The sequence below is a fragment of the Paenibacillus sp. FSL M7-0896 genome (genome assembly GCF_037975415.1).
In the GTDB taxonomy this organism is placed as follows: domain Bacteria; phylum Bacillota; class Bacilli; order Paenibacillales; family Paenibacillaceae; genus Paenibacillus_AQ; species Paenibacillus_AQ silagei.
On record NZ_CP150250.1, the window covers coordinates 3,723,493 to 3,750,165 of the forward strand.

Below are 26,673 nucleotides of genomic sequence, written 5' to 3' on the forward strand. Positions count from 1 at the left end.
TTTGTTGTTATTTCAGGCTGTCTGCGTCCGATCCCATACAGCGGATTCCCGCAATATAGGTGTTAATCAGCCGGGTGAGAGTGACATTCAGGTCCAGCGGCATTCCAAATCCGCCCTGGTGCTCCAAGGTGGAGAATCCGTGCAGTATACTCCGCAGTCCACGGACGGCATGCAGATTGCCTTCCTCATCCAAGCCGAATGCGGATATCACCTGGATGATGAGCGACAGGATCTTCCCGCCCGCCGCTTCCAGAGCGGTGTCTCCTTGTTCGGGTGCTTTTAGCGTCGTCTGATACAGCCCCGGGTGCGCTCTGGTGAATCCGATGTATGCCTGACTCATGGCATGTACTGCAGCCTCTCCGCTTAGCCCCTCCGTTGCCTCCGATATGACCTCATACAGCTGCTCCAGACCATATACCGCCATCAGTGTACGCAGCCCCGCAAGCCCGTTGATGTGATTATAGAGTGACGGAGAACGGACACCCAGCTTCGCGGCAAGTGCAGCCAGCGTCACTGCTTCCATCCCGTATTCATCCGCCAGCTCTGCGGCAGCCAGTACCAGCGTGTGCGTGTCCAGACCTGCTCTAGCCATGTACCCTCTCTCCTCCCTTTACTTGCCCTTCGGCCTCCGCAGCCGCCCGCTTCATCGCCTCTACCGGAGCTATAAGCAGATCACCATGTCCTACCGCCAGTACAGAAGGGGCAAGATCAATCAGCCTGTAGGCACTGACTAAGGCCTGTTCGGGGCTCCAAGTCGCCATAGCCGGAAAAGGAAACCAGGGAACCTTCTTGCCGGACACCGCCGTGGCCCGGAAGGTCTGGAACGCATCACCAGCGATCAGCGCTCCACTGCGCTGGTCCTGAAAAGACATCGATCCCGGCGTATGTCCGGGAGTGCTGAACGCTGTCAGCGAGCCGATGCTATCGCCGTCATGCAGTAGAATGTCGGGGCGGGTCACTATTTTGGCGGGTACACTGCCCTTAATAGGAGTCTGCAGCTCACCGGCTCTGAGCGAGCGGTCACCAGCCAACAATGCAGCATCCCGCTCCGAGATATAGACCTTAGCCTCCGGCACCTCCTTTTTCAAGGCATCAAGCGCCCCGACATGATCCATATGACCATGAGTGAGAATAATACGGGTCAGCGGCTTACCAAGCTTGGCAACCTGATTCAGAATCCCTTGCAGACTATAGGACATTCCCGCGTCAATAAGTGTAAGCTCCTGTTCTTCCTCGATCAAATAGCAATTCACTGGAAAAATACGCGGCAGCCACGTAAGCTGATGCAAATGGCCTTCTCTTGTTACTCTCATCGTAACTTCCTCCTCGAAACTAATATCATTAGTAAAAATATAAACTAATTAGATTAGTTTATCAAGAGATATTTACTCATACAAAAGTTAACGGCTTACACAGCGGTGTGGCGACATCCGGTCCCTGCTCCTCGCGCCAGTCCAATGTAATCGGTTTTTCGATTACATTGGGTCCGCACGCCCTCGCTCCGCGCAATGTAATCGGTTTTTCGATTACATTGCGTCCGCCCGCCCTCGCTCCGCGCAATGTGATCGGTTTTTCGATTACATTGAGTCCGCACGCCCTCGCTCCGCCCAATGTGATCGGTTTTTCGATTACATTGAGTCCGCACGCCCTCGCTCCGCCCAATGTAATCGGTTTTTCGATTACATTGAGTCCGCCCCCCTCGCGGCTGATTATCTCCTGAACAGCCAAAAACACCACCCGCATTGGATGGTGTCCTGAACGATCAGTGTGATCGAATTTGTCTATTCCCTTCTATACGCGTCCCGGCCCGTCTCCCAATCAGCCAAACCGGCCCATAATGTATTCCTGCGTCATCTGGTTCTCGGGGTTCGTGAAGACCTTCTCGGTCTTGTCGTATTCCACCAGAGAGCCGAGATAGAAGTAGGCGGTGTAATCCGAGATCCGTGCGGCCTGCTGCATGTTGTGGGTGACGATTACGATGCGCAGCTCCTCCTTCAGCTCCTTGATCAGCTCCTCCACCTTACCGGTCGAGACCGGGTCAAGGGCCGAGGCCGGCTCATCAAGCAGCAGGATCTGCGGGTTGACCGACAGCGCCCGGGCGATACACAGACGCTGCTGCTGTCCGCCGGACAACGCCAGAGCGGAATCCTTCAAGCGGTCCTTGACCTCGTCCCACAGGGCGGCGCGGCGCAGGCTGCTCTCGACGATTTCATCCAGCGCCTGCTTGCCCTTGATGCCATGATATTTCGGGCCGAAGGCGATATTGTCGTAGATCGATTTATAGAACGGATTGGGCTTCTGCCAGACCATGCCGATCTTTTGCCGCAGCTTGATTACATCCGTGCCTGTAGCATTGATATCCACACCGTCAATCCAGATGCTGCCCTTGGTCGTAGAGCCGGAGATATCGTCATTCATCCGGTTCAGTGAACGGAGAAAGGTTGATTTCCCGCAGCCCGACGGGCCGATCAATGCGGTAACCGTATTCTGGGCAAAAGGAAGGCTAATCCCCTTCACTGCCTCATACGTCCCATAATAAATACTCAGATCCTCCGTTTGAAATGATTCGCGTACGACTGGCTCTGCTATTCCCATCCCTTACTCCTCCTAAAAGTTCTGATAGCTTAGACGTTCTGACTCTTCTGCGCAAAACTCGCTTCGGAAGCCTGTGCCCTCCCTGTGTGTAACAAGCCTAGCTCATTCTCTTGGATGCAGTAAGCTTGCGGTAGATGAATCTGCCGAAATAACGGGCAGCCAGATTGAAGATTAATACGGTCAGCACCAGGACGGCTGAAGCGCCCGCTGCAATCTGAAGTGCATCCGGTGCCAGGCCCTCACTGTTGACCTTCCAGATATGCACCGCCAGCGTCTCCGCCGGACGGAACGGATTGAGCGGTGAGGACGGGCTAAGCGGATTCCAGTTGCTGAAGTCCAGGCGCGGGCTGCTCATCCCTGCGGTGAACATCAGCGCGGCTGCTTCGCCGAACACACGGCCAGCCGACAGAATCGTGCCGGTGATGATCGTCGGCAACGCTACCGGGAGCAAGACCGAGGTAACGATCTTCCACTTGGATAATCCGAGTGCGAAGCCTGCCTCCTTCTGCTGCTTAGGGACCGTGCGGAAGGCTTGTTCCGTGATACGTACCATTAGCGGAAGGTTAAAGAAGGTTAACGCGAGCGCACCCGAGATCAGGGAGAACCCGAGATTGAAGGTGTTGACGATCAGCAAGAGACCGAACAGACCCACGATAATCGACGGGAAGGAAGACAATACCTCCACGACCAGACGGATGAAGTTGGTCAGCTTGCCGGGACGGGCATACTCCGCCATGAAGATTCCGGCACCCAGCCCCAGCGGTACCGTGATGATCAAGGTCAGCACCAGCAGGAATAATGAGTTGAACAGCTGCGGCCCAACGCCTCCGCCTGCGCGGATCTTCTGCGGCGCCGAGGTCAGGAAGTCCCAGCTAATATGATTGAAACCGCGGATCAGGATATATCCGAGTAAGCTAACCAGGATGGCTACGATCAGCAATGCAAAGGTTACGATAACGACAGTGGCTATTTTATTCGCAGTTCTCGGCTTCAAATTTTATTTCTCCTTTCGAGCATTCTCACCAGCAGGACGAATACGAAGGTCATCAGCATCAGCACCAGCGCCATACTCCACAGTGCATTGTTCTGCGGTGAACCCATTGTTGTATTCCCCATGCCCAGCGTGATTACACTGGTAAGTGTGGACGCGGACTCGAACAGGGAGTGAGGCACGAACGGCGCGTTACCGATAACCATCTGCACGGCAAGAGCCTCGCCGAAGGCGCGGGCCATACCAAGCACTACACCCGTCATAATCGCCGGGAAGGTGGTCGGGAGAATGACCCTGGAGATCGTCTGCCAGCGTGTGGCACCGAGCGCAAAGGATGACTCTTTCAAGTTTTGCGGCAATGATGCAAGCGCGTCTGCAGCCACGCTGGTAATCGTCGGCAGAATCATGACCGACAGCACTAGCGCGCCTGCAGCCACCCCGATGCCCTGTCCGGGCAGCGTATCCCGCAGAAATGGAACAATGACGCTTAAGCCTACGAAGCCGTAGACAACGGATGGAATGCCTGACAGCAGCTCGATGACCGGCTGCAGCAGCTTTTTACCCCAGCCCGGCACAATCTCCGTCATGAAGAGCGCAGCGCAGATACTGAGCGGACTTGCGATAAGCGCAGCCAGCAGCGTGACCAGGAAGGAACCCGAGATGAACGGGAAGGCTCCGTAGGAAGGTGTGTCTGCTTCAGGCGACCACTTCGTGCCGAACAGGAATTCAGAGACCTTGACCTCACCGCTCACGAAGTTGGCCACGCCTTTGGAGGCTACGAAATAGACCATGGATATAATGATGACAATGAGCAGCAGCACACAAAAGGACATATAAATACGTCCGATTAAATTTTCTATATGATGTTTTTCCAGCCGCTTGTTTGTTGGTTGTCCCCTCAAGATGCTCCCTCTTTCTAAAGTGAAAAGAGAGGCAGAGTTTATCCGCCTCTAATCACATTAAAGTTGAAATCAATTAACCTTGCGAACCGGTGAAGCTTATTTAGGTGTTACAGTACCTGCAACATCACGCGATACCTGCATTTTGGAAGCCGGAATGTAGCCAAGCTCTACCACATCGCCAGTCTGTACTTCATCCGTCAGGAAGTAATCCAGGAACGCTTTTACAGTCTCATTAGGTTCACCGTTAGTGTACATGTGCTCGTAAGCCCATACCGGATATTTACCGGCCACTACGTTGTCTACTGAAGGCTCAACGCCGTCATAGTTTAATGTTTTTACGGAATCATCCAGGTAGGACAGGGCCAGATAACCGATAGCCCCCGGTGTTTCGCCGATCATTTTCTTAACTGTACCGGAGGAATCCTCTTGGATTGAACCCTTCAGGTCCTCTGTCTTGGTGCCAAGAGCGAAGCTCTCAAAGGTAGCACGTGTACCTGAGCTTGCCGGACGGTTGATGATCTGGATGGCCTGGTCTGCACCGCCGACCTCTTTCCAGTTCGTGATTTTACCTGTGAAAATATCTACCAGCTGCTGCTTGGTCAAGCTGTCTACGCCTGCCTTCGGGTTACTTACTGCCGCAATCGCTACAACCGCCACCTGATGATCCACCAGCTCAGCCGCCTTCGCTGCATCCTTCAGCTTCTCTTCAGCGAATACATCCGAGTTCCCGATATCGACTTGCTTCTCAGAGACCTGAGTCAAGCCCGTTCCGCTGCCGCCGCCTTGAACCTGAATGTCCACGCCTGCATTCGCATCCATGAATTTCTCAGCTACCTGCTCTACGAGCGGCTGAAGTGCTGTGGAGCCTGATGCCAGGACCGAACCGCTCAGCTTCGCACCGCTGCTGGATTCTGTGTTTGTAGCAGCCGGTGTATTCCCTCCGTTATTGGTTGTTGCCTTATTTCCCCCGTTGTTTCCGTTGCCGCATGCTGAAAGTGCCAGTACGCTGGTAAGAGTCAAAGCCATGATCCACGATTTTTTGAATTGCATTGTTTGTTTTCCTCCTAAAGGTTTTGTGAGTGTCTGCTGCGTTCCATCTGCTTCGTACAAAACTCACTTGGGAAGCATTATTGTGTGTCTATCAGCGTCTCTTCTGACTCTTCTTATTCTAGGGCCCGTTCGTTAGATAAAAGTACTGAGTTTGTAAACCGGAGGATAAAAGTTATAATATTAATTGAGTAGTTGAATAGATAAAATCTATACCGAAACAACAATAGGGGTCTTTCTGCCCCATCCCCGGAGGAATCTTCATGAACCTTGTAAAGCTGCAGATCCTAGTTCTCATCGAAAAATATAAAAAAGTAACGGATGTCGCCGCCGAGATGAACCTTAAGCAGCCAACCGTCTCCTTTCATATGAAAAGTCTGGAGAGTGAGCTTGGCGCTTCCCTCTTCCAGTACCGGAGCGGCCGGGTCCTGCTGACGGATGCCGGACGCGCCCTGTACCAATATGCTGTCCGTATTGTCTCGCTGAGCGCCGAGGCCGAGCGGACGGTCAAACAGTTCACCTCGCTCGCCTCGGGGAATCTGGAGCTTACCGCCAGCGATATCCCTGCCAGTTATCTTGTGCCCAAATTGCTGTCCCAATTCACACAGCATTATGACGGGATCGATGTCTATCTATCCGTGCTGCCGGATGACGCCATCCGGGAACGTCTGCGCAGCCGGGAGATCCAGCTCGCCGTGCTGCATAGTGCAGAGGGCCAGGATGATACCTTCCATACGCAGGTGATTGCTGAAGAGGAGACCGTGCTGGTCTTTGCGCCGGAGCATCCCTTTGCCAGAGAGCAGGAGCTGACCGCCCAAGCCGTAGCCCGCGAGCCTTGGGTGCAGCATGAAGCCGCCTCCTTCCTGCGCGGAATCTCCGACCAGTGGGCACAGCTTAATAACGTAAGGGTCTGGAACCATGCGGTACTGGGCTCGCCGGAGGCCGTCAAGGGGATGCTCTACACAGGCAGAATGGTGGGCGTGTTCTCCCGCTCCGGGATTGAGGGTGAAGTAGCGGCGGGCCGACTGGCCTATGCGAAGCTGCCCGGAATTCTTCCGGCTGACGGCTCCTTTGTGCTTGCCTGGCGCAAGGACTATACGCTTTCCCCGCTCCAGCAGGCTTTTGCCGGGATGGCAGCGGGTTCTGCACAAATAAACGGTATCCCCGGAGCGCCTGTGTAACTGCGCTAACGGGGATACCGTGTGGTGGTGAACCTTATTATCTTTTGACAGCAACCAGGGTGAAGGTCTTGGGAATTCCCTTATCGTACACATCCGACGACAGATTAGGCTCCTCCACCAGCTCTCTTATAACCAGTCCGCTGGCTGCGGCAGCAGTAACCAGCTCGCCCAGCGTCCAGCGCCGCCAGTAGACGACATTCGGCTTGTCCGCCTCCGGTGCTCCTCCTGAAGAAGGCATGTATTTGGAATAGGACACCTGCTTCTCTTCAAGCGCCGTATCAAAATAATCCCCGCTCACCTTATGCTTACGCACCTTGGCCGTCGACCCCTTGGAGGAGATCAGCTTGGTCGTTACCGGATGGAAATCCCGCAGTACGAACGTTCCGCCCGGTGCCAGCAAGCGGTAGGCCGTAGCCATGAACGGAGCCAAATCCGTAAAATAGTGAACTATCCCCATTTCGGCAAAAACCGTATCATACGAGCCGTTAAGATGCGCTTCCGGCAGCTCCAGGACATCCGATACGATATAGTCAAGCTGCACTCCGGCCGCCTGCGCGAGTTCACCGGCATAACGGGCATTGGCCTCCGAGAAATCCGCGACAGTCACCTCAGCCCCCAGCAGCCCCAGTGCCACCGCCTTCATGCCGTTGGAGCCCATCAGGTTCATGATCCTCCGGCCCTTCACTTCACCGAGATAGGTATTCAGCGGATACAGCTTCCCCGCAGGGTCCTTCGACAGCTTCTCCGCAGCCTCCCCAGGGGTTCCAAACCGGCTGGTCCAGGCCGCATAGGTATCCTCATTCCACAGCTCCTCGCTTGTAGGTGCCGCCTCCTTATTGAGGCCATCCGGTTCATTCTGATTAGGTTCATTCATTGCTTTCGTTACCCCTTTATCTATGTTCTATAAAATGTAATCAAGTTTGCCTCACGGGTCTGTCCGCGTATAGCTAGGAAGCGTTCGGCAGAGACTGCCGGAGCTTCATAGCTTTCCTTCGCCCGGCATACAGATAGACACCCAGCCCGGCCATGACCAGCACGCCGCCCGCCCACTGCAGGCCGCTAAGCTGCTCACCCAACAACAGGAACGCCAGAATGCTCGCGCCGACAGGCTCTCCCAAGATATTCATCGAGACAGTAGTCGCCGATGTATATTGCAGCAGCCAGTTGAACAGGATATGGCCGAAGACGGTGGGCACCACCGCCAGCAAGACGAAGATGCCCCATTCCCGGGCCGGATAATTGAAGAACGGTGTGCCGGTCACGAGATTGTAGAGAGCAAATACGGCGGCCGCAGCGATAAATACAATCAGGCTGTACAGATAGGACGGCATACGCGCCACCAGCTTTTGTCCAAGCAGCATATGTGCGGCTACCGCTACGGTTCCGCCAACCGACAGCATGTCGCCCTTCAGATTCTCAGCAGACAAGCCAATGTCTCCCCAGCCGATAAAAGTAACGCCGAAGATAGCAATCGCCATCCCCAGGATAGCAAAGATCGAGTTACGCTCTTTATACAGTATGTACGCACCGAGCATAATGAATAACGGCTCCAGCGCCATAATCATCGTCGAGCTGGCCACCGAGGTATAATTCAGCGAACCCATCCACAACAGAAAATGCAGGGCAAGCATGACCCCGGACACGCCCAGCAGCAGCCAATCCTTCCGCCGCAGCTGAAAGAGTGCCCCGCTATAGGGACGGGCGAACGGCAGCATCAGCAGCGAGGTGAACAGCAGGCGGTACATCCCTTGGACCGATACGGGCGCGGAGGACCATTTAATAAAGATGGAAGAAAAAGAGATGGCCACAATTCCGATTACCATCAGGAGTGGCACGGGAACGGGCGGTTTATTGGTACGCATGACAGAACGCCCCTTCATAGGATGTAAGACTCATTATGTTAATTTAACGTAAATCGGCGAAAAAAGCAGCATTTTTTCATATTCAACGCAAAACAAAGGCACAGAACCGCCTCTGAGGGGTTCCATGCCTTATAGAAGCTCAGCTGACAGAGGCTACTCTCCCCTGTTATGGCTTAAGCACTACCTTGATACAGTCCTCTTCCTTCTCCTGAAATACCTTGTAGCCATGTTCTGCGCGGCTGATCGGCAGCCGGTGGGTGATAATATCTGTGGGATCGAACTTGTTCTCCTTAATCATCTTGTAGAGCTCAGGCATATAATGGATCACAGGAGCTTGGCCCATCTTCAGCGTGATATTGCGTTCGAACAGATGGCCCAGCGGGAACATATTGTAATTCAGGCCATAGACACCGATTAACTGAATGGTGCCGAACTTGCGGACCACCTCGGAGGCGATACGGAAAGCCCCCAGCGAACCGCCCTGAAGCATCAAGGCTGTCTCCACCTTTTCTACAACCGTCTTCTTGGCATCCAATCCCACGCAGTCGATCACCACATCCGCTCCACCGCGTGTAATCTCCTTGAGGTTCAGCTCCACATCCTTGGTCTGCTCAAAATTCACCGTCTCCACGTGATTTGACAGCTTCGCATGCTGGAGCCGGTAATCGACATGATCCACCGCGATGACACGGGATGCCCCTTTCATCCAGGCGAACTTCTGTGTCAGCAGGCCTACCGGGCCACAGCCAAGCACAATGACGGTATCACCGGGCTTCACACCGGCATTCTCGACGCCCCACCAGGCGGTCGGGACGATATCCGAGAGGAACAGCAGCTTCTCGTCTTCCATCTCCGCGTCCTCCGGGACGACAAACGGCCCGAAGTTGCCGTAAGGCACCCGCAGCAGCTCCGCCTGCCCTCCGGCGAATCCGCCGTATGAATCCGAATAGCCCAGGTAGCCGCCGGTATCCTTCGCTTCATTCGCATGGTCACATTGGCTCTCCATCTCATGCTGGCAGAAGAAGCATTGCCCGCATGCTACATTGAACGGGACAATGACCCGGTCGCCCTTCTTGACCCTGGTAACCTCCGGGCCCACCTCTTCCACAATCCCCATCGGCTCATGTCCGATAATGTAGTCATCATGCATTCCCGGTATTTCTCCGTTATAGATATGCAGGTCAGATCCGCAAATAGCGGTTGTGGTTATGCGGACGAGGATGTCATCCTTCTTCTCCAGCCGCGCATCGGCGACCTCCTTCACTTCAACTTTCTTCTTTCCCTGATAAGTCACTGCCTTCATGGTATAGGTCACTCCTTCTGAAATGGGGCTGCTTGTTACACTATCTTATGTTATAGCCCCAAATCGTCCGGATTTATCCGTGCAGCAGCGGAGAATACATCATCAGCGCGTGATTCTCGGCCACCGCTTCGTCACCGGCCAGCTCTCCGCTATGCGTCAGCACTCTGCGGCGGATCGCATTGCGCCGGATATACCCGCCCCACGGCTCCAGGCTGATGCGGTGGCCATCTTCATAGACTTCGTAATGGTAGAGCTGCTGTCCTGCACAGCGCCATTCCCCGTGCAGATGAGTCTCATCCAGGTGCAGCTTAAGCTGATAAGCATGCTCTGTATCATTGCGCAGCTGGAGATCCAGATAATTATAGGCACAGGTAGCCCCGCTGCCAAAGGGCTGGGTCCGCTGCTCATCGGGGAAGACATCATAGCTGTGCCGGTGCCGCTCGGTAACCGTAAGCGGCGTATGCAGCGTCATCCAGTAGATCAGATTGGACAATTGGCAGAGCCCGCCGCCTGTGCCGGAACGGAACCCGCCATAATGGAGCACCATTCCGTCCAGGTAGCCTTTTCTCCGTGTGGGTTTGCCGATCCTGCGCCAATAGGAGAAGCTCTCGCCCGGTTGAATGACAAGCCCGTCCAGCTTCGCCACCGCGAGCCTCAGGTTTACAATTTTGTTGTGCTGAAGCTGCATATCCACATTGCGCAATTTGCGCAGCAGCGGGGTAGCATGGCTGGCCGCTTCGTACGGCAGAGCTTCACTGCGCTGTTCTGCAGCCAGACGTCCACTGGCTGTGATCCATTTCCAGTATCTTTTCCAGGTGAAATACCGCTTCCCTGCAAATAGTCGCAGCTTGGAACGCCGGATGGGCTTCATGTTGCTGATTACCGAATTCATGGAATGATTGCCTCCCTCTCCCACATTATTGTTCAATTATATTACAATTGAACCAGCCGGAAGCTACAATTCTGTCCCATTTCTATTACAGCAAAAGACCGGAACTCCCCTGTAACGGAAGTCCGGCCTTCAGTAACTCTATTCAGCTTCATCCTGGCAGCGGGCGCACTATTTCCCACGCTTATTATGCCATATTAATGCATGTAATTGCGGCAGCACCCGTGCACGGTTCATCTGCGGATCGGCAATGACCAGACCGAACAGCCACTCCAGTCTGCCCAGCAGGCGGGATGAAATATCCCCTTCCTCGGTGACGTTATCGTTACCCGGCTGAAGGAACAGAGGGACCTCCGGATACCTGAAATGGACCTTGCGGGCATATTCATAATCCTCCTGGTTAAAAACAACCACCTTCAGGCTATGCGCAGCCTTGCCGTTATCAGCGACTCTATGCATAATCTCATCCAGCTTATCCCAGTCTGTCTGCATCCCGGAGCTGGGCGGCTTCGGGCTGATCGTCAGCACATCCACCTCATGGAACCAGTCCTGCCAGCGGCTGCCCTGCGTCTCAATCGCCGCCTGGATGCCCCGCTCGTGGAGGAGGGAGATGAATTCTCCCATCGCCTCCCCGATCAGCGCCGGGTTACCCCCGGAGATGGTGACACAATTGAAATTCTCCCCGGCCAGCTCCAGCAGCCCGGCGAGAATCTCCTGCGGCGTAAGCATTGTTACTTTATCCTTGGCCGAGCCGTCCCAGGTGAAGGCGGAATCGCACCAGCCGCAGCGGTAGTCGCAGCCGTAGGTGCGGACGAACATCGTTTTGACCCCGATGACCGCCCCTTCCCCCTGGATTGTCGGGCCGAACATTTCAATAACCGGGATTCTACTCATCATCGCAGCCTCCATACAGCCGGTAAGCCGGTCCCTCCTCGGGGATATCTGCTGCCAGCACCTCAGCCCAGGAGGTCGGAGTTTCCCATAGCTTGACCGAATACACCGGCAACGCCGCTTGCTTCAGCTCATAGGCAATGTAGGCAGACAGATTCTCTGCTGTGGTGCGGAAGGAGAGCATCGCTACCTTGGAGCCGGTCGCCTTCAGCGTCTCCAGCACAGGCTCATTGCCCATCGCCAGAAAAGCATGATCCAGACGCCCAACCACCGCCCCCTGCACAGCCGCCTTAATATCGCTGAAATCGATGACGAACCCTTCATCCGACTGCCCTTCCAGCGCGGCCGGCACACCCTTCAGCACTACCTCCAGCCTGTAGGTATGCCCGTGCAGATTACTGCATTTTCCCTTGTGTCCGATGAGCTGATGGGCAGCGTCGAAGGTGAAAATTTTGCAGACGGCTACTTCGCCCCGCATTATACTCCCGCCTCCTGACGCTCTGCCTCATATTGCTCCAGACCCCGCTTACGCAGGAGACATGCCGGACAGGTGCCGCAGCCGCTGCCGATGATTCCGTTATAGCAGGTCAGGGTCTGCTCCCGCACATAATCGAACTGGCCCAGCTCGTCTGCCAGCTTCCAGGTTTGCTTTTTGTCCAGCCACATCAGCGGGGTATGAATGACGAACTCCACATCCATCGACAGATTAAGCGTGACATTCAGCGACTTCACGAACACATCGCGGCAGTCCGGGTATCCGCTGAAGTCCGTCTGGCAGACCCCAGTGATAATGTTGGAGTAGCCGAGCTGCTTGGCCAGAATGGCCGCGAAGGACAGGAACAGCAAATTACGTCCATCCACGAACGTGCTGGGCAGCTCTTCACCTTCGCCTGCGGTAATGTCAATATCCTCCCGCGTCAAGGCGTTCGGAGCAAGCTGGTTCAGCAGCGCGAGGTCCAGAATATGCTGCTTCACGCCGAACCTTGCGGCTATCGTCTTAGCGACTTCAATCTCGGCCGCATGGCGCTGATTATAATTGAACGTGACCACCTGAACCTCCTGGAATTCCTGCAATGCCCACGCCAGGCAGGTAGTGCTGTCTTGGCCGCCGCTGAAGACGACTAATGCTTTTCTATTTACCATAATGATCTCTCCTCCTGATTGCTCTGTGAAGCTGGCTTCTGCGGATTAACGGTTGTCCACTTTCTCGGGATACAGATCATGATTCATCAGCCGGTGCTCGGCCATCGCCTCATATTTGGTTCCCGGACGCCCCCAGTTGCAGTAAGGATCGATGGAAATGCCGCCGCGCGGCGTGAATTTGCCCCACACTTCGATATAACGCGGCTCCATCAGCGAGATCAGATCATTCATAATAATGTTGACACAGTCCTCATGGAAATCCCCATGATTGCGGAAGCTGAACAGATAGAGCTTCAGTGATTTTGATTCCACCATTCGGATATCAGGAATGTACGAGATATACATCACCCCGAAATCCGGCTGACCGGTCACGGGACACAGGCTGGTGAACTCGGGACAGTTGAATTTGACGAAATAATCGCGGCCGGGATGCTTGTTATCGAACGCCTCCAGAATCCCCGGATCATAGCCGAACTTGTACTGCGTGCCTTGGTTGCCCAACAGGGTAACCTCCTGCATTTCCTCTTGCATTCTGCCTTCTGACATGACAAAAAACCCCTCTCTTTTCCCTAGGCCCCTGGCCTGAACTGGAAAGAAGAACGAGATTTCGAAAACCTGGCTCTACTAAAAATAGCTTAGTTTTTTATAGAGGGAGTTCGCGAACCTCTCCTGCGCGCGGCGCAGATTCCTTCTTTATCTTGATGCGTCTTGAACTATACCATGATTACAGCGGGCTTGACAACCCTCACAGCTGATCCAGAATCAGCGAGCACAGCAGTCCCATCGCAGCGATGAACCCCGTGAGCGGCCCCCCTTCTTCGTAGGCTTCGGGCATCATGCTGGAGGACACCATAGCAATAATTCCTCCCCCGGCAAAAGAAGCAATCACAGCTTCCGTATACCCGCTTGCGTGATCCATGAACTCATATCCCGCCCCTGAGGCCAGTGTGGAGATAGCGAGTACGCCGAGCCACAGCAGCATAATCTTGCCTTTGCCATAGCCGTCCTGCTTCAGTCCAGCCGTGCTGGACAAGCCTTCGGGAATATTGCTGATGAAGATGGCAATGACCAGCAGTACGCTAACGCCTTGACCCGCAATGAGACTTGCGCCAATCATGATCGATTCAGGAATCGCATCCAGTACCGTTCCGGCAAAAATAGCCAGCCCTCCGCCCTTGGCATCGCTCCTCCCTGAAGAGGCTCTGGCTGAACGCTTGCGTCCGGCTCCGCCTTTACGCGAGATCAGCCAGTCGAACACCGTGAACACCAGTGCTCCAGCGGTGAACCCGATAATCGTCGGGGCCAGTCCGCCGTCACTGGCCGAATCCTCTAGCAATTCATACGCCGCCGCGCCGATCAGCACACCGGTCCCGAACGCCATGATGAAGCCGATCAGCTTATTCGGAATCCGCAGGAATAAGGCCAAGAGTGCGCCAATCAAGACCGCCGAGCCGGAGACTGCGCCCCATAACAATGCGTTTCCCATCCGCTTCACCTTCTTATAAGATATTGGCATTATTACAATGCATAAGAATAGTTTACACACGAATGAAGAACGGCAAACACCTTGCATAGTTCAACTAATTTGCACGGATTCATTTGCATGGAAAGGGGTAACTTAGAATTAACAATCTCTATTAACCGAAGGATGGGATCATACGATGGAAGCAAACGTACAGAAGCTTATAGATTGGCTGGAAGCCCGCAAGGGTACAACACTGGTCATCGAAAAACGGGAGCTGGATGACCTGGACACCGTCCATTTCAAGCTGGAGACCGTTGACTACCGGAACGCTGACGATGTCATCGATGATTATCTGGACAGTGCGGTCATTCTGCGCGGGACAGGTAGTACCTTGAATGCGGATGGTGAGCTGGTGCCTCTGCCGCAGCCGGGATATGAGCTGGCCGTGAGCGGACTAGTGCTACATGAGGTATCCGAGGCCAAAGTGGATCTGCAGACAAGCCGGGCGAAATATTCACTGGCTGTACGCTGATTATCCGGCGGCTCCGGCCGTAAGAATCTAAGGAGGGTGCAGTCCTAAGCCAACATTCCGGCTTAGGACTGCACCCTCTCTTCCCCAACTATCGCCTACAATTCTTCCCCGATAATCTCCACTTCCGTCTCCAGCTCCACATCGAACTTATGCTTCACCGCTGAGCGTACATGCTGGATCAATCCGATATAATCGCTGGCCGTTGCATTGTCGGCGTTGATAATGAAGCCCGCATGCTTGCGTGAGACCTCTGCGCCTCCGATGCGCGTCCCCTGGAGTCCGCTCTCCTGAATCAGCTGCCCCGCGAACCGGCCCGGCGGCCGCTTGAATACACTGCCGCAGGACGGATACTCCAGCGGTTGCTTCGATTCCCGCAGATAGGTTAACTCATCCATGGACGCCTTAATCGCGGCAGGATCGCCTGGGAGAAGCGCAAATCTGGCCTCCAGCACGATATACTTTCCGCTGGAGAAGATACTTTTGCGGTAGCCCCATTGAAGCTGGTCGCTGTGCAGGGTCACAAGCTGGCCGTCCGGGTCAACGACAAGCGCACTGTGCAGCACATCCTTCACTTCCCCGCCGTAGGCTCCAGCATTCATATATAGCGCCCCGCCTACCGTGCCGGGGATGCCGCAGGCGAATTCCAGACCGGTCAGCTTCTGCTCCAGCGCATAGCCCGAGACATCGATAATCTTCGCCCCGCACTGCGCATACAGCAGCCCGTCGCGGACGCCCATCCCGGACAGATCCGAGGTCTGGAGCACGATGCCGCGGATGCCTCCGTCCCGGATAATCACATTGGAGCCGTTGCCGAGAATCGTAAGCGGGATCTGATGATCCTGGGCATAAGCATAGATGCTCTGGATCTCTTCATATGTAACAGGAGCCGCCAAAATATCTGCTTCGCCGCCCATGCGGGTATAGACCAGATTCTTAAGGCTCTCCCGGCGTTTCAGTGAGCCTGCTGTAACAAGCGGCTGCAAATCCTCATATATGTTGTCAATATTCATTCTTCATGCTCCTAACTCTATAAACAAGATAATGTCGTGCTCGCTGCCAGTTAATTACGGCTTCAGCAACCACAACTTTAACAACGAACAGGCTCCCTTGTCAATGACAGGAGCCTGTTACGAAGCTGCATACAGCATTATTATGTTTCGAAATTCCTAATTATACCCTATTCGCCAGCCGCTGCGCGCTCGGCACGGAATTCCTCCCGCCGTGCGGACCGCTCCTCTTCCTTCATCCGGGGGCAGGTATAACACAGCCGTCCGCCCTCAGTCCGGTAATACATACAGCAGCGGTTACGCAACTGAACCGTCTGCTGCGGGTCCGTGAGCGATTCAATTCTCCGGACCTTCACCTGGAACGGATTCCGCGGCATCCCGAATACGGCAGCGGGCAGCTCATCCTTCAGATACGCGTAGTCCTCCTCCAGCCGGCGAAGCAGGAGCGGATCTGTCAGTTCAGCGGCAAAGGCTTCCGCATAATAGTTGAATTTGGTCGGCAGCTGTCCCCAGATCTCCCCGGGCGAAAGTCCGCTCACCTGTGAAGCCATCCGGATCAGCGGCCCGGCTGTGTTCTGGTAGAAGCTGGTTAACGCCTCATTGCGCCAAGCCTTCCGGCCCGGCTCATCTTCCGGAGCTTGTACCATCCCCCATTCACGAAGCGAGAAGGCAATTCTGCAGTAGCCATCTGCCGGAACAAGATGCAGTTGAAGGTTCCGTAAGCTGAAGTCCGGTAAGCACAAGAAGCCGGTCACGGAATACTGGACCGCGAGTGCCATAATGCTCAGATAACCGCCGAAGTACGCACCGGCTGCTTTATCGTCGAGCGCCTTCATCAGCGGCCGGTAAGCCTCCATGAAGGCCCTCATCCCGCCCTCTTCTGCCAGCTCAGCAGCAGCGAAGGAATACACGGCTCCGTCCGGCACCTCAAGATGGAGGTCAAATTTAGACTTATATTCTTGCCTCAGGAATTCATTCATGTTCCTCTCCTACAGCCCGGCAACTTTGTACGCAGCCAGCTCGTAAGGCAGACAGAGCGGCACACCTGTACGCGGATCAGGCACAATATCTGCCTCAATGCCGAATACCTCACGCAGCACTGCCGGTGTCATTACCTCATTCGGAGCGCCCTCGCTGATCACATTACCGGATTTGATCGCTACCATATGCTGCGCGTAACGCGAAGCATGGTTCAAATCATGGACAACCATAATAATCGTCCGGCCTTCCTGCTCATTGAGCTTCTGCAGCAGCTGAAGCACCTCCAGCTGATGGGCCATATCCAGGAAGGTCGTCGGCTCGTCAAGGAACAGAATATCCGTCTGCTGGGCCAGCGCCATGGCGATCCAGGCCCGCTGCCGCTGTCCGCCGGAGAGCCGGTCAATCGGCCGGTCACGGAATTCATTCATGCCGGTCAATTCAATCGCCTCGGCAATAATGCTGCGGTCTTCAGGCGTCAGGCTGCCGAAGCCCTTCTGATGCGGATACCGTCCATACCCTACCAGCTCAGATACCGTTAAGCCGTCGGGGGCAGTAGGATTCTGCGGCAGAATCGCCAGCTGGCGGGCCACCTCTTTGGTGGAGAGATTGTGAATGGACTTCCCGTCAAGCATTACATTGCCGCTCTTCGGCTTCATGATCCGGGCCATTGTCTTCAGAATCGTGGACTTCCCCGAGCCGTTTGCCCCGACAAGCGCTGTAATCTTCCCTGTCGGAAGCGATAGATTCAGCCCCTTTACAATCATAGTCTCCGCATATCCGATGCTCAGCTGCTCTGTATTTAAACGTTCCGACATGATAAACACTCCTTAGATTTTTTTAATATATACATCCCTGTACTACGCTTTCGATGTGGCCAAAAGATATAAAAAGTACGGTGCTCCAATAATCGCTACTACGATACCAGTAGGTACCTCCGCAGGCTGCAGGATCCAGCGACCGATCGTATCTGCCGTAAGCAGCAGCAGGGCTCCGGTCAGGGCCGCCGCAGGCAGCAGGATCTGATGGCGCGGGCCGACCAGCCTGCGGGCCAGGTGCGGCGCAATTAGCCCGACAAAACCAATGCTGCCGCTTACCGATACACAGGCTCCTGCCAGCGCAACAGCCGCAGCCAGCAGCCACCGCCGTTCCCGTTCGAGCGGCAGGCCCAGTCCCTTGGAGAGCTCATCGCCCAGATTCAGTACGTTGAGCACCCGGGCTTTGTAGAATGCGAAGGGCAGCAGGATCAATATCCAGGGCAGCAGGGCCAGCACAAACCGCCAGTCTCCGCCCCAGATTTTGCCGGCCAGCCAGATGGCTACGAACTGATAATTCTGCGGGTCGAGTCTTAATGACAAAATAAGCTGAAAAGCGTATATCCCGGCACCCACAGCAATCCCGATCAGGATCAGCCGTGTCGGCGAGAGCCCATCCTCCCTCCTGTAAGACAGGAAGTAGATCAGTGTTGCAGTAAGCGAGGCCCCTGCAAGCGCCAGTAGCGGAAGCACGAGGATCGGAGCTGCTGTAGTAGCCGGTACAAAGGAGATAAAGATCAGTACGGCGAATCCGGCTCCGGCATTGATCCCCAGGGTGGAAGGCTCAGCGAGAGCATTACGCGACAAGCCTTGCAGAATCACTCCGGCGACCGCAAAGCCTGCACCAATCAGCAAGGAGATCACGATGCGCGGCAGCCGGAAATCAAACAAAATCAGCTGCTGCTGCTTGGTGCCGTTGCCGGAAAGGGTATGTAGAACCTCGAGCGGTGACAGACGCATTAAGCCGGTATTCATACTGACCAGAAACAGAATGACGATAAGCACAGCAAGCAGTGTCAGAATACCAGCCTCTCTGGAAAGGCGCGGCTTGGCCGGGGGGAATGAGGTGGAACGGTTCATTTCAGCTCCCCCTTGCGTTTGCTGGCCAGATAGATGAAGAACGGTACGCCGAATACTGCAATTAAGGCACCTATTGGTGTTTCGTATGGCGCATTAATCATCCTGGCCGCAATATCGGCCACCAGGACCAGAATGCTTCCAAGGACTGCGGAGCAGGGAATAATCCAGCGGTAGTCAACCCCAACGAGGAAACGCGTAATATGCGGAATCATTAATCCGACAAAAGCGATCGGCCCCACCGTGGAGACTGCCGCTCCGGCGAGGATGACGACAATAATCATCCCTGTAGTCTGTACCAGACCGGTGCGCTGTCCGAGACCTGCTGCAACATCCCTGCCCAGGCTCAGTAGGGTAATCGAACGCGACAACATCAGTGCACCGATCAGGGCCGCCGCGACCCAAGGAGATATTACCTGCAGCTGCTTCCAGCTCGCTCCGCCAATCCCCCCGGCCATCCAAAAGGCGATATCCTGGGAGAGGCTGAACAGGATAGCAATGCCCTGACTGACCGCCAGCAGCATGGCGCTTACTGCCGCACCGGCGAGGGTCAGCCGAAGCGGGGTCAGTCCGCTATGGGAGAGCGAACCGATCCCGAATACCAGCAGTGAGGCCACAGCCGCTCCAAGGAAGCAGTACAGCATGATGTAAGCGAAGGATAATGTTGGCGCGAAGGCAAAAGCCAGGGCCAGTCCAACGCCCGCACCTGCATTAAGACCAAGCAGTCCGGAATCCGCCAGCGGGTTGCGGGTCATCCCCTGCATAATCGCACCGGCAACGGCAAAACATGCGCCGACCAGCGCTCCTGCGGCAGCCCGGGGAATCCGCAGCTCCCGGATGACCTGATGCTGGGGCAGCTCCGGATTGAACCGGAACACCGCCTCCCATACGGTAGCCAGCCGGATATCCGCCGCACCGACCGATACGGATACCATCAGGCCGAAGACAATCGCTGCTATTCCCAGCACAAGAATAACAGCAGCGGCAAGCGGCCGCGACCGGACAGATGTGTTCCCTTCAACAGAAGGAGCTTGTAGAGCAGAATCTGTGGATGAAGCCATATGCCGTCTCCTTATCAGGATTATTAGGGAAATATAGATGATTATGATTCTCATTATCGCAAAGATATGAATATTGTTCAACTTAAAAAAGAGGCAGGCTTCTATATCCTGAGGATATAAAAGCCTGCACAATTCTCCGGCCGGTAAAGACCTATTTCACAAAACTGCTCAGAATATCATCGATGGTCTTGGAATTGGCTATAGGGCCGCTGTACAGCCAGCTGGTATCTTTGCCGAATTCATGAACATTCCCTGCCTTAACGGCCGGAATCCCTTTCCAGACTGCACCTTCTGTAATCTCAGCTCCGCTTGCCTTGTCACTATTCACCAGAATGATATGCTCTGCAGTCAGCTCAGATAATTTCTCCAGTGAAATCGGGTTCCACGGTGCTCTGGATTCTGCAGGAATGTCGGTCACGAGATTCGGGAGCTTCACTCCAAGATCGCCATACAATACCGCACCGCTGCTGCGGGTCTCATCTACAATGAAGAAATTCTTGGATACCAGCCACAGAACCGCTACTGAATCATCGCCGATTGCCGCAGATACAGCCGCTTTGGCCGAAGCCGCTTTCTGGTCATAGTCTGCAATAGCCTTCTCCGCTTCCGGTGTCTTATTGAGCAGCTCACCGATCTTGAGCAAGGCTGCGCGCCAGTCACTGCTGACCTCATCGCCGAGTACATAGGTTGGTGCAATCTTATTCAGCTGGTCATAAAGACCGTTCTGAACCGAGCCCTCCGACTGGACGATGTGGAAATCCGGCGTGAAGCTGGTAACGGCTTCAAGCGGCAGGTCATAGCTGATCGGCGGAACGTCCTTAAGCTCAGCAGCAAGGTAAGCCTGAGTACCGTTCTTCGTAGACCACTGGGCAACCGGAGTCACACCGAGTGCTACCAGATAATCCTCCAGATAAGAAGCAATTACACGCTGCGGATTAGCGGGAACGGTCACCTTATGTCCCATTGCATCCGTTACGGTCTTCTCCACAGCGGGTGCAGCAGTTGCTGCAGGTACCGCAGTGGCCTCCGCAGTCGCTTCTGCAGTTGCCGCAGGTGCGGTGCCTGCTCCACCGTTACTGCCTGCGTTGCTATTATTATTTCCGCAAGCGGACAGCAGCAGTGTTGTAGTCATAAGTCCGGCCACCGCCAGCTTCCCGCTTCTTGATCCTTGCAGGTTGAACGAAAACATTGAATACCCCTCCTGTATGTTACCCTCATGATTGGCAAAAGCTCTGTTACCTTCATCTTGTCTATACTGATGATATTGATTCTCATTCTCTATGTCAACCAATAACTTATAATAACGTAAAAACGGCCGCCTCCGCATTAAGCAGAAACAGCCGTCTTCCAATAATCTTCTATATTATTTATGCAGATGGAAAGGTACAGTCGCGATTACAATGTCCTTCTGATTCATCAGATAAGAGCGGATGAACAAGCTGGTCTGATTATGCAGCACCGCCTGCCACCAGTGCTTGGTCACGAATTGCGGAATCAGGACGGTAATATGATCCGTTGAAGAGGTCTTCCACTCTACTGTATCGATGAACTTCACCAGCGGGCGGATAATGCTGCGGTAGCGGGAGCGCAGGACGATCAGGCGTACGCCGGGGTTCCACTCCTCCCACTTCTGCTCCATCTTGTGAATCTCTTCTTCATCGAAGCCTACATATACAGCGACTACATTATCTGTCAATGACTTCGCATAGCTGATCGAATGCAGTACAGCACGAGTCACACCGGCGACCGGAACGACTACGGTGCTTCCTTTGATACAAGGCTTATCGGTAGCCGGGCAGATCCGCAGCTGATCGGCAATATTCATATAATGGCGGTGAATCCGGTGGAACACGATGATAACAGCCGGCAGGAAGATGAAGGCCATCCACACGCTGGAGAATTTAGTGATTATGAAAATCAGGGTGATCGTTAATGTAGTGAGCATCCCCACTGTATTGACGGCGAACTTGCTCTGCCAGCCTTTCGGCTTCGTTCTGTACCATTGGACCATCATGCCCAGCTGCGACAGCGTGAACGGAATGAATACCCCTACTGCATATAATGGAATGAGTCCTTCCGTATTCCCGTGAAACGCCGCCACCAGCACAGCCGACATGACACCGAGGAAAATAATACCGTTGGAGAAGCCCAGCCGGTCGCCGCGCACCATGAAGGCATGGGGCAGATATTTATCTTTGGCGAACATGAACGCCAGCAGCGGGAAGGCCGAGTACGCCGTATTGGCTGCCAGGAACAGGATAACCGCCGTAATCCCCTGAATGAAGAAGTACAGTCCGCCGCGGCCGAAGGTAGATTCGGTAATCTGTGAGACCACGGTGGCCTTCTCATCAGGCATGATACCGTACCAGTAAGCGAGCAGCGTAATACCTGTGAACATTACCCCGAGAATGAGGCCCATGAGCATCAGCGTTTTGGCTGCATTTTTCTCCGCGGGCGCTTTGAAGTTAGGAATGGCATTGGAGACCGCTTCTACCCCGGTCAGAGCCGAACAGCCGGAGCTGAAGGCCTTCAGCAGCAGGAACATACTCACGTTCGATACCGCCGAGCCAATCTCAGGAACATGGGCATGGGCGCCGCCGGTCATATATTTGAAGACCCCCGAGATGATGAGCACGAAGATGGAAACAACGAACAGATAGACCGGGATAGCGATGAAGGAGGCCGATTCGGTCACTCCCCGCAGGTTAACAATCGTTAAGAGCACGATAACAGATACCGCTATCAGAACACTATGATTATGCAGACTTGGAAAAGCTGAAGTGATTGCATCCGTCCCCGCCGAGGCACTTACCGCCACCGTCAGAATGTAATCCACCAGAAGAGAGCCGCCGGCCAGTAAGCCGGTATGAACCCCGAGGTTGGTTTTGGCTACAATATAAGCACCACCGCCCTGCGGATAAGCAAATATCGTCTGCCGGTAGGATAGAATCAGAATGGCCAGCAAGCCCAGTACGGCTAATGCAATTGGCAAAGAGTACCAGATAGCGGTGAACCCGGCGGCCACCAGTACAATCAGAATTTGTTCTGTTCCGTAGGCTACAGACGAGAGCGCATCAGAAGACAGGACAGCCAGTGCTTTCACCTTGGATAACTTTTCATGATCGAGTTCGTTCGACTTCATCGGACGCCCGATCAATAGTCGTTTTACCTTGCTTACCATTGTAGTAACAGTTCCTCTCTTGGTTAAGTTGAAACGGGTTTCCCTGCGCTGTTTTCATAAGTGGATTTCATAAATGCAGGCACCAAAATAAGCATACGGAAATGATCCGCATGCCTTAGTGTGCATGGTCATTATCCCACTAGTGGCTTACGAGGTTAGCTGGCGGATTCGGACTGTGGTAGCCCTACGGTTACAGGTCAAGTAGCCTGCCCCGATTCACCCCTTTTGGCCTTGGCCAAAGTGTGGTTCCCCCGTTTTTCCTTCCGGAAAATTCAGCGCATATTCAACTTCTCACAAGGACTAATATTAAGCTACAACACGTCTTCCGTAAAGCGTGGAAACAAATGAAAAAAGAATGAAAAGCACTCAAAACAACCAAATTCATCATCCGGTATGTCTTGATCTTTCATTCTCTTTCATTATCCCTTTACCACGTGATTTTACAGGGTTTTTGCATATTATTTTTCGCTAAAATTAAGGGTATTCTCTTCTCTTCCTTCTGCCCGTCAGCTTCTTACTCCGCAGGCTCCTCTTTGCGTCCTGTCCAGAGCAGAATGGAGATTAAGGCAAAGGCTATAAGTGCAAGCAGAGGGATCGTTATAAATCCGAACCAGTTCAGATAATCCTTGTTGCACGGTACGCCGATGGTACAGGGAAGCACCTTGCTGAGCGCCGGAATTTTCTGCTCCGCATAATGATATATGGAGATGCTGCCGCCGATCAGACTAAGGGGAAGCACATAAGGAATGATCCGCTTGTCCGCCCGGTAGGTGGCGATCCCCAGCAGGAACAGCTGCGGATACATGAAGATCCGCTGGAACCAGCATAGCTTACAGGGCTCGTAATTCAGTACCTCACTGAGATACAGGCTTCCTGCTACAGCAACCATACAGACGAACCAGGCCAAGTAGAGACAGTTACGCCGGCAGAAGGCAGAGAAGGCGGTCATTGGGCGGCCCCTGCTCCCGCTGCTACTGTTGCTGCCTGAATCTGGGCGTCAATCGCCTCCATATTGAAAGGCTCCTTCACCTTGATGCCGTTCACGTACAAGGATGGCGTATTCGTTACGCCCGTATCGGTGCCAAGCTGAATATCCCGCTCCAGCTCGCTTACGTAGGTACGCTCGTCAATGTCCTTGCGCAGCAGGTCGTAATCCACCGGCAGCTCCAGCTGCTTGGCGAGACTCACCAGGAAGTCAGGTGTAGCCCATTCCTTCTCTTCATTCCCCTGATTGGCATAGATCGCATCGAAATACTTCCAGAACGCTTCCTGGTTCTGATGATAGACCGATAGCGCTGCCAGGGAGGCCGTTCTGGAATCCGTACCGAGGAAGGCCAGATTCACGAAATAGAAGGCTGCTTTATTCTGATCGACATAGCCCTGAACGATCTGCGGCTTGATCACACCGGTGAACTGGGCGCAAGCCGGACATTTGAAATCGCCGAATTCCACAATTTTGACCGGAGCATCCTCCTTGCCAAGCCGCATCATTTCGCTGTAATTGAAGGCAACCGGCTTACTGTCTGTACCGGCAGGCGAAGAGTCCTTCGATGCCAGCATAAATAAGCCTACAAAAATAATAATGACGATGGCCACCGTACTCACGATCAGAATTCTCGTTTTCTGCTTCTGCTGCTCCTGCTCTGCCCTGCGCTTCTCCTGCTTGCTCATCTGGGGAGCCGTGACATTGTTCTTTTTTGTTTTGCTCAAAGAGAGTTCCTTTCCGTCCTCAGGACTATCGTGATAAAAGAATAGTTACTTTCAAATTATATAATGTTAACTCTCTTGTTGGCAATCGCTGTCTTATACGGCTTCATTCTCCTCCGCTGACTCCCCCTCCCCTGTATCCTTGCCGAAAAATACCTCCGGGGAATGCTCCTGCGACTGCAGCTTAATTCTGAAGAAGAATTGTGTGCCGCCCCCTTCTGCCGGTTCTGCCCAGATCTCTCCTTGCATCAGGTCTACAAGCTTCTTGCAGATCGCAAGGCCCAGACCCGTGCCGGGGTACTTACGGGTATGCGACCCGTCCACCTGCGAGAAGGACTGGAAGAGCAGCTGCAGCTTATCCGGTGAGATGCCAATGCCGGTGTCGCGCACCATGAATTGCAGCGCCTGAGCGGTCTCCCTGACGCCATAGGACTCCACCTTAACCGTTACCGTGCCGGATGGCGTGAATTTCACCGCATTGCCGATCAGGTTGATGAGAATCTGGCGGATACGCGCAGCATCCCCGGTGAACTTGTCAGGAAGCCCCTCCTCGATCAGAAGCTCCAGAGATAACGGCTTGTCTTGTGTGCTCACCATGAACAGGTCCATACAGCCCTGGAGCAGCGCCTTCAGCCCGAAAGAATCCTTGTTCAGCGAGAGGGCATCCGCCTCCAGCCGGGAGATGTCGAGAATATCGCTCATCACATGCAGCAGAGCATGGCTGCTTGTACTCTGAAGCCGCAGGAGCTCCAGATGCTCAGGATTGCTGATCTCCTCGGACAGCAGCTGGTTGACGCCGATAATGCCGTTCAGCGGCGTGCGGATTTCATGGCTCATGGTGGCGAGGAACTCGCTTTTCATCGTCACCGCACTCTCCGCGGTATCCCTGGCCTCCAGCAGCTCATACTGATACTTCATCAGGGCAGTCACATCCTCGGCCACAATATAGACCCACTGCTCCGTATGATGCAGCAAAGGAAAGACGGTGACACTACAGATCAGCTGCTCCCCGCCTTTGCTCCGTACCTTCAGCTCCAGCTTGGAGGACTGCCCCCGTGAAGCGCGCGTTATGGCATCCCGTACGGCAGCTTCATCCCGTTCGCTGTATAGTATCGCCTTATAATTCCCCAGTTCTTCGCTGCTATATCCGGTAATGTCCCGCAGAGCAGGATTAGCACTGATTATCTTCTTACGGGCAGGATCAATGCAGATTACCATATCAGGGTTATGCTCGAACAGCGCAGTATACCGCTGCTCATTGAAGGCGGCTGACTGGAGTACCCGCTGCCGGTCCCTGTACAACAGAGCAAGGACGATCGACACAATGAACAGGAAGGAGCCGCAGAGGATCATTCCCAGTATCGAATCCTGCAAATAGAGCACGTGCGCGGCTGCACTGGACGGTTCTCCTGGAGAGAATGAAGCGCCCGCCATGGCAGCGTAATGGATGCCTGTGAACGCGCCGGTCAGGGTCAGGACAAGCAGCAGCTTTTTGAAGCTGAACATATTGTAGGCCTGCTCCAGCCACTTCGGATCGTAGGAAGCGGTGACCACCGGAACGATCAGGGCGAATAATACCGCCATTATAATTGAGAAAGCGCCTTGCTCATACGTTGCCGTAAGTCTCATCGACAGAATTCCGCTGAAATGCATAATCAGGATGCCGCTGCTGAACAAGAGGCCGCCCAGAGCCAGATAGACCCTGCTGCGGGTGTGCGGGTTATTCAGCATAGCTAACAGCATATAAGAAGCTGCCACGGGAATCACTAGAGAGAACGCCAGTAGCGGCAGATTATACGATACCGGAACGGCCATATCCATTGCACGCATCCCGATGAAATGCATGCTCCACAGGCCTGTGCCAAGCACCAGGGAGATGAGCAGGATGAACCGGGAGCTCCGCTGGCCGCGAAGCAGACGTTCCGTCAGATCGAGCGCCGTGAAGCAGGAGAGAAAGGCTATCGCCACCGACAAGAGGACAAGCAGATCATTGTAAGTGTTAAAAGGATGCTTCAACGCTCCCGCCCCTTTCTTGAATCGGATAGA

At 54.2% G+C, this 26,673-nt stretch carries 28 protein-coding genes and 2 riboswitches; of the genes, 2 read left to right on the forward strand and 26 right to left on the reverse strand.

Annotated features, from left to right (window positions below; genetic code table 11):
* Positions 1–7: 7 nt before the first annotated feature.
* The 7 genes from MKY12_RS15705 to MKY12_RS15735 form a co-directional block, all read right to left on the reverse strand.
* A complete protein-coding gene (locus MKY12_RS15705) occupies positions 8–592 on the reverse strand; it encodes a TetR/AcrR family transcriptional regulator (RefSeq protein ID WP_209873878.1) in 585 nt (194 codons plus the stop codon).
* Positions 585–1,313, reverse strand: coding sequence for an MBL fold metallo-hydrolase (locus MKY12_RS15710; RefSeq protein ID WP_339257210.1), 729 nt, complete (start codon positions 1,311–1,313; stop codon positions 585–587). The genes MKY12_RS15705 and MKY12_RS15710 overlap by 8 nt, the downstream gene beginning before the upstream one ends.
* A 76-nt stretch (positions 1,314–1,389) precedes the next feature.
* On the reverse strand, positions 1,390–1,728 hold the full coding sequence (locus tag MKY12_RS15715) for a hypothetical protein (protein ID WP_339257212.1): 339 nt from the start codon (positions 1,726–1,728) through the stop codon (positions 1,390–1,392).
* A gap of 90 nt (positions 1,729–1,818) precedes the next feature.
* Entirely contained in the window at positions 1,819–2,595 is a 777-nt protein-coding gene (pstB, locus tag MKY12_RS15720) for a phosphate ABC transporter ATP-binding protein PstB (RefSeq protein WP_036695365.1), read from the reverse strand.
* A gap of 97 nt (positions 2,596–2,692) precedes the next feature.
* Positions 2,693–3,589: a phosphate ABC transporter permease PstA gene (gene pstA / locus MKY12_RS15725; RefSeq protein WP_036726586.1), complete on the reverse strand. Its 897-nt coding sequence runs from the start codon at positions 3,587–3,589 to the stop codon at positions 2,693–2,695.
* On the reverse strand, positions 3,586–4,488 hold the full coding sequence (gene pstC, locus MKY12_RS15730; RefSeq protein WP_200869555.1) for a phosphate ABC transporter permease subunit PstC: 903 nt from the start codon (positions 4,486–4,488) through the stop codon (positions 3,586–3,588). Before pstC ends, pstA begins: the two co-directional genes overlap by 4 nt.
* A 96-nt stretch (positions 4,489–4,584) precedes the next feature.
* Complete coding sequence (locus MKY12_RS15735) at positions 4,585–5,538, reverse strand: phosphate ABC transporter substrate-binding protein PstS family protein (protein ID WP_339314550.1); 954 nt, start codon at positions 5,536–5,538, stop codon at positions 4,585–4,587.
* Positions 5,539–5,798: 260 nt separating this feature from the next.
* On the opposite strand from MKY12_RS15735, the gene MKY12_RS15740 reads away from it, so the two are divergent.
* Positions 5,799–6,716 carry a LysR family transcriptional regulator gene (locus MKY12_RS15740; RefSeq protein WP_339314552.1) on the forward strand — a complete coding sequence of 306 codons (918 nt, stop codon included), beginning with the start codon at positions 5,799–5,801 and terminating at the stop codon, positions 6,714–6,716.
* A 37-nt stretch (positions 6,717–6,753) separates the two neighbouring features.
* Here the strand turns inward: MKY12_RS15740 and MKY12_RS15745 are convergent, their stop codons facing one another.
* The 9 genes from MKY12_RS15745 to MKY12_RS15785 form a co-directional block, all read right to left on the reverse strand.
* Positions 6,754–7,590: a class I SAM-dependent methyltransferase gene (locus tag MKY12_RS15745; protein ID WP_339314554.1), complete on the reverse strand. Its 837-nt coding sequence runs from the start codon at positions 7,588–7,590 to the stop codon at positions 6,754–6,756.
* 73 nt (positions 7,591–7,663) lie between these two features.
* Positions 7,664–8,578 (reverse strand): DMT family transporter, encoded by a 915-nt coding sequence (locus MKY12_RS15750; RefSeq protein ID WP_339314556.1) that lies wholly within the window; start codon positions 8,576–8,578, stop codon positions 7,664–7,666.
* A 166-nt stretch (positions 8,579–8,744) separates the two neighbouring features.
* Positions 8,745–9,881, reverse strand: a complete 1,137-nt coding sequence (locus tag MKY12_RS15755; RefSeq protein ID WP_339314558.1) for a zinc-dependent alcohol dehydrogenase — start codon at positions 9,879–9,881, stop codon at positions 8,745–8,747.
* Positions 9,882–9,954: 73 nt separating this feature from the next.
* Positions 9,955–10,773: a VanW family protein gene (locus MKY12_RS15760; protein WP_036726576.1), complete on the reverse strand. Its 819-nt coding sequence runs from the start codon at positions 10,771–10,773 to the stop codon at positions 9,955–9,957.
* Between the two features lie 168 nt (positions 10,774–10,941).
* The gene (queE, locus tag MKY12_RS15765; RefSeq protein ID WP_036726574.1) at positions 10,942–11,664 is read right to left on the reverse strand and encodes a 7-carboxy-7-deazaguanine synthase QueE; all 723 of its coding nucleotides are present in this window, start codon (positions 11,662–11,664) and stop codon (positions 10,942–10,944) included.
* Complete coding sequence (locus MKY12_RS15770) at positions 11,657–12,139, reverse strand: 6-carboxytetrahydropterin synthase (RefSeq protein ID WP_036726573.1); 483 nt, start codon at positions 12,137–12,139, stop codon at positions 11,657–11,659. The genes queE and MKY12_RS15770 overlap by 8 nt, the downstream gene beginning before the upstream one ends.
* Positions 12,139–12,804: a 7-cyano-7-deazaguanine synthase QueC gene (gene queC, locus MKY12_RS15775; RefSeq protein ID WP_036726571.1), complete on the reverse strand. Its 666-nt coding sequence runs from the start codon at positions 12,802–12,804 to the stop codon at positions 12,139–12,141. The genes MKY12_RS15770 and queC overlap by 1 nt, the downstream gene beginning before the upstream one ends.
* Positions 12,805–12,849: 45 nt before the next feature.
* Entirely contained in the window at positions 12,850–13,350 is a 501-nt protein-coding gene (gene queF, locus MKY12_RS15780; protein ID WP_036726570.1) for a preQ(1) synthase, read from the reverse strand.
* Between the two features lie 83 nt (positions 13,351–13,433).
* Positions 13,434–13,477, reverse strand: a riboswitch (PreQ1 riboswitch).
* Between the two features lie 72 nt (positions 13,478–13,549).
* Positions 13,550–14,290, reverse strand: coding sequence for a ZIP family metal transporter (locus MKY12_RS15785; RefSeq protein ID WP_339257230.1), 741 nt, complete (start codon positions 14,288–14,290; stop codon positions 13,550–13,552).
* 175 nt (positions 14,291–14,465) lie between these two features.
* Here MKY12_RS15785 and MKY12_RS15790 point away from each other — a divergent pair, with 175 nt between their 5' ends.
* Positions 14,466–14,801 (forward strand): hypothetical protein, encoded by a 336-nt coding sequence (locus tag MKY12_RS15790; protein WP_339314561.1) that lies wholly within the window; start codon positions 14,466–14,468, stop codon positions 14,799–14,801.
* Between the two features lie 95 nt (positions 14,802–14,896).
* Here the strand turns inward: MKY12_RS15790 and murB are convergent, their stop codons facing one another.
* The 10 genes from murB to MKY12_RS15840 form a co-directional block, all read right to left on the reverse strand.
* Positions 14,897–15,811: a UDP-N-acetylmuramate dehydrogenase gene (gene murB / locus MKY12_RS15795; RefSeq protein WP_339314563.1), complete on the reverse strand. Its 915-nt coding sequence runs from the start codon at positions 15,809–15,811 to the stop codon at positions 14,897–14,899.
* Positions 15,812–15,978: 167 nt separating this feature from the next.
* On the reverse strand, positions 15,979–16,788 hold the full coding sequence (locus MKY12_RS15800; RefSeq protein WP_339314565.1) for a (2Fe-2S)-binding protein: 810 nt from the start codon (positions 16,786–16,788) through the stop codon (positions 15,979–15,981).
* Between the two features lie 9 nt (positions 16,789–16,797).
* Positions 16,798–17,604, reverse strand: a complete 807-nt coding sequence (locus tag MKY12_RS15805) for an ABC transporter ATP-binding protein (RefSeq protein WP_036726562.1) — start codon at positions 17,602–17,604, stop codon at positions 16,798–16,800.
* 42 nt (positions 17,605–17,646) lie between these two features.
* Complete coding sequence (locus MKY12_RS15810; protein WP_339257239.1) at positions 17,647–18,681, reverse strand: iron ABC transporter permease; 1,035 nt, start codon at positions 18,679–18,681, stop codon at positions 17,647–17,649.
* Entirely contained in the window at positions 18,678–19,739 is a 1,062-nt protein-coding gene (locus MKY12_RS15815) for an iron ABC transporter permease (RefSeq protein WP_339314567.1), read from the reverse strand. Before MKY12_RS15815 ends, MKY12_RS15810 begins: the two co-directional genes overlap by 4 nt.
* A 151-nt stretch (positions 19,740–19,890) precedes the next feature.
* Positions 19,891–20,928, reverse strand: a complete 1,038-nt coding sequence (locus tag MKY12_RS15820) for an ABC transporter substrate-binding protein (RefSeq protein WP_339314569.1) — start codon at positions 20,926–20,928, stop codon at positions 19,891–19,893.
* A 174-nt stretch (positions 20,929–21,102) separates the two neighbouring features.
* A complete protein-coding gene (locus MKY12_RS15825; protein ID WP_339314571.1) occupies positions 21,103–22,920 on the reverse strand; it encodes an APC family permease in 1,818 nt (605 codons plus the stop codon).
* Between the two features lie 128 nt (positions 22,921–23,048).
* Positions 23,049–23,208, reverse strand: a riboswitch (cyclic di-AMP (ydaO/yuaA leader).
* Between the two features lie 226 nt (positions 23,209–23,434).
* Positions 23,435–23,869, reverse strand: coding sequence for a disulfide oxidoreductase (locus MKY12_RS15830; protein ID WP_339314573.1), 435 nt, complete (start codon positions 23,867–23,869; stop codon positions 23,435–23,437).
* Entirely contained in the window at positions 23,866–24,630 is a 765-nt protein-coding gene (locus tag MKY12_RS15835) for a thioredoxin domain-containing protein (RefSeq protein ID WP_339314575.1), read from the reverse strand. Before MKY12_RS15835 ends, MKY12_RS15830 begins: the two co-directional genes overlap by 4 nt.
* A gap of 93 nt (positions 24,631–24,723) precedes the next feature.
* Positions 24,724–26,643, reverse strand: a complete 1,920-nt coding sequence (locus tag MKY12_RS15840; RefSeq protein ID WP_339257249.1) for an ATP-binding protein — start codon at positions 26,641–26,643, stop codon at positions 24,724–24,726.
* Positions 26,644–26,673 lie beyond the last annotated feature (30 nt).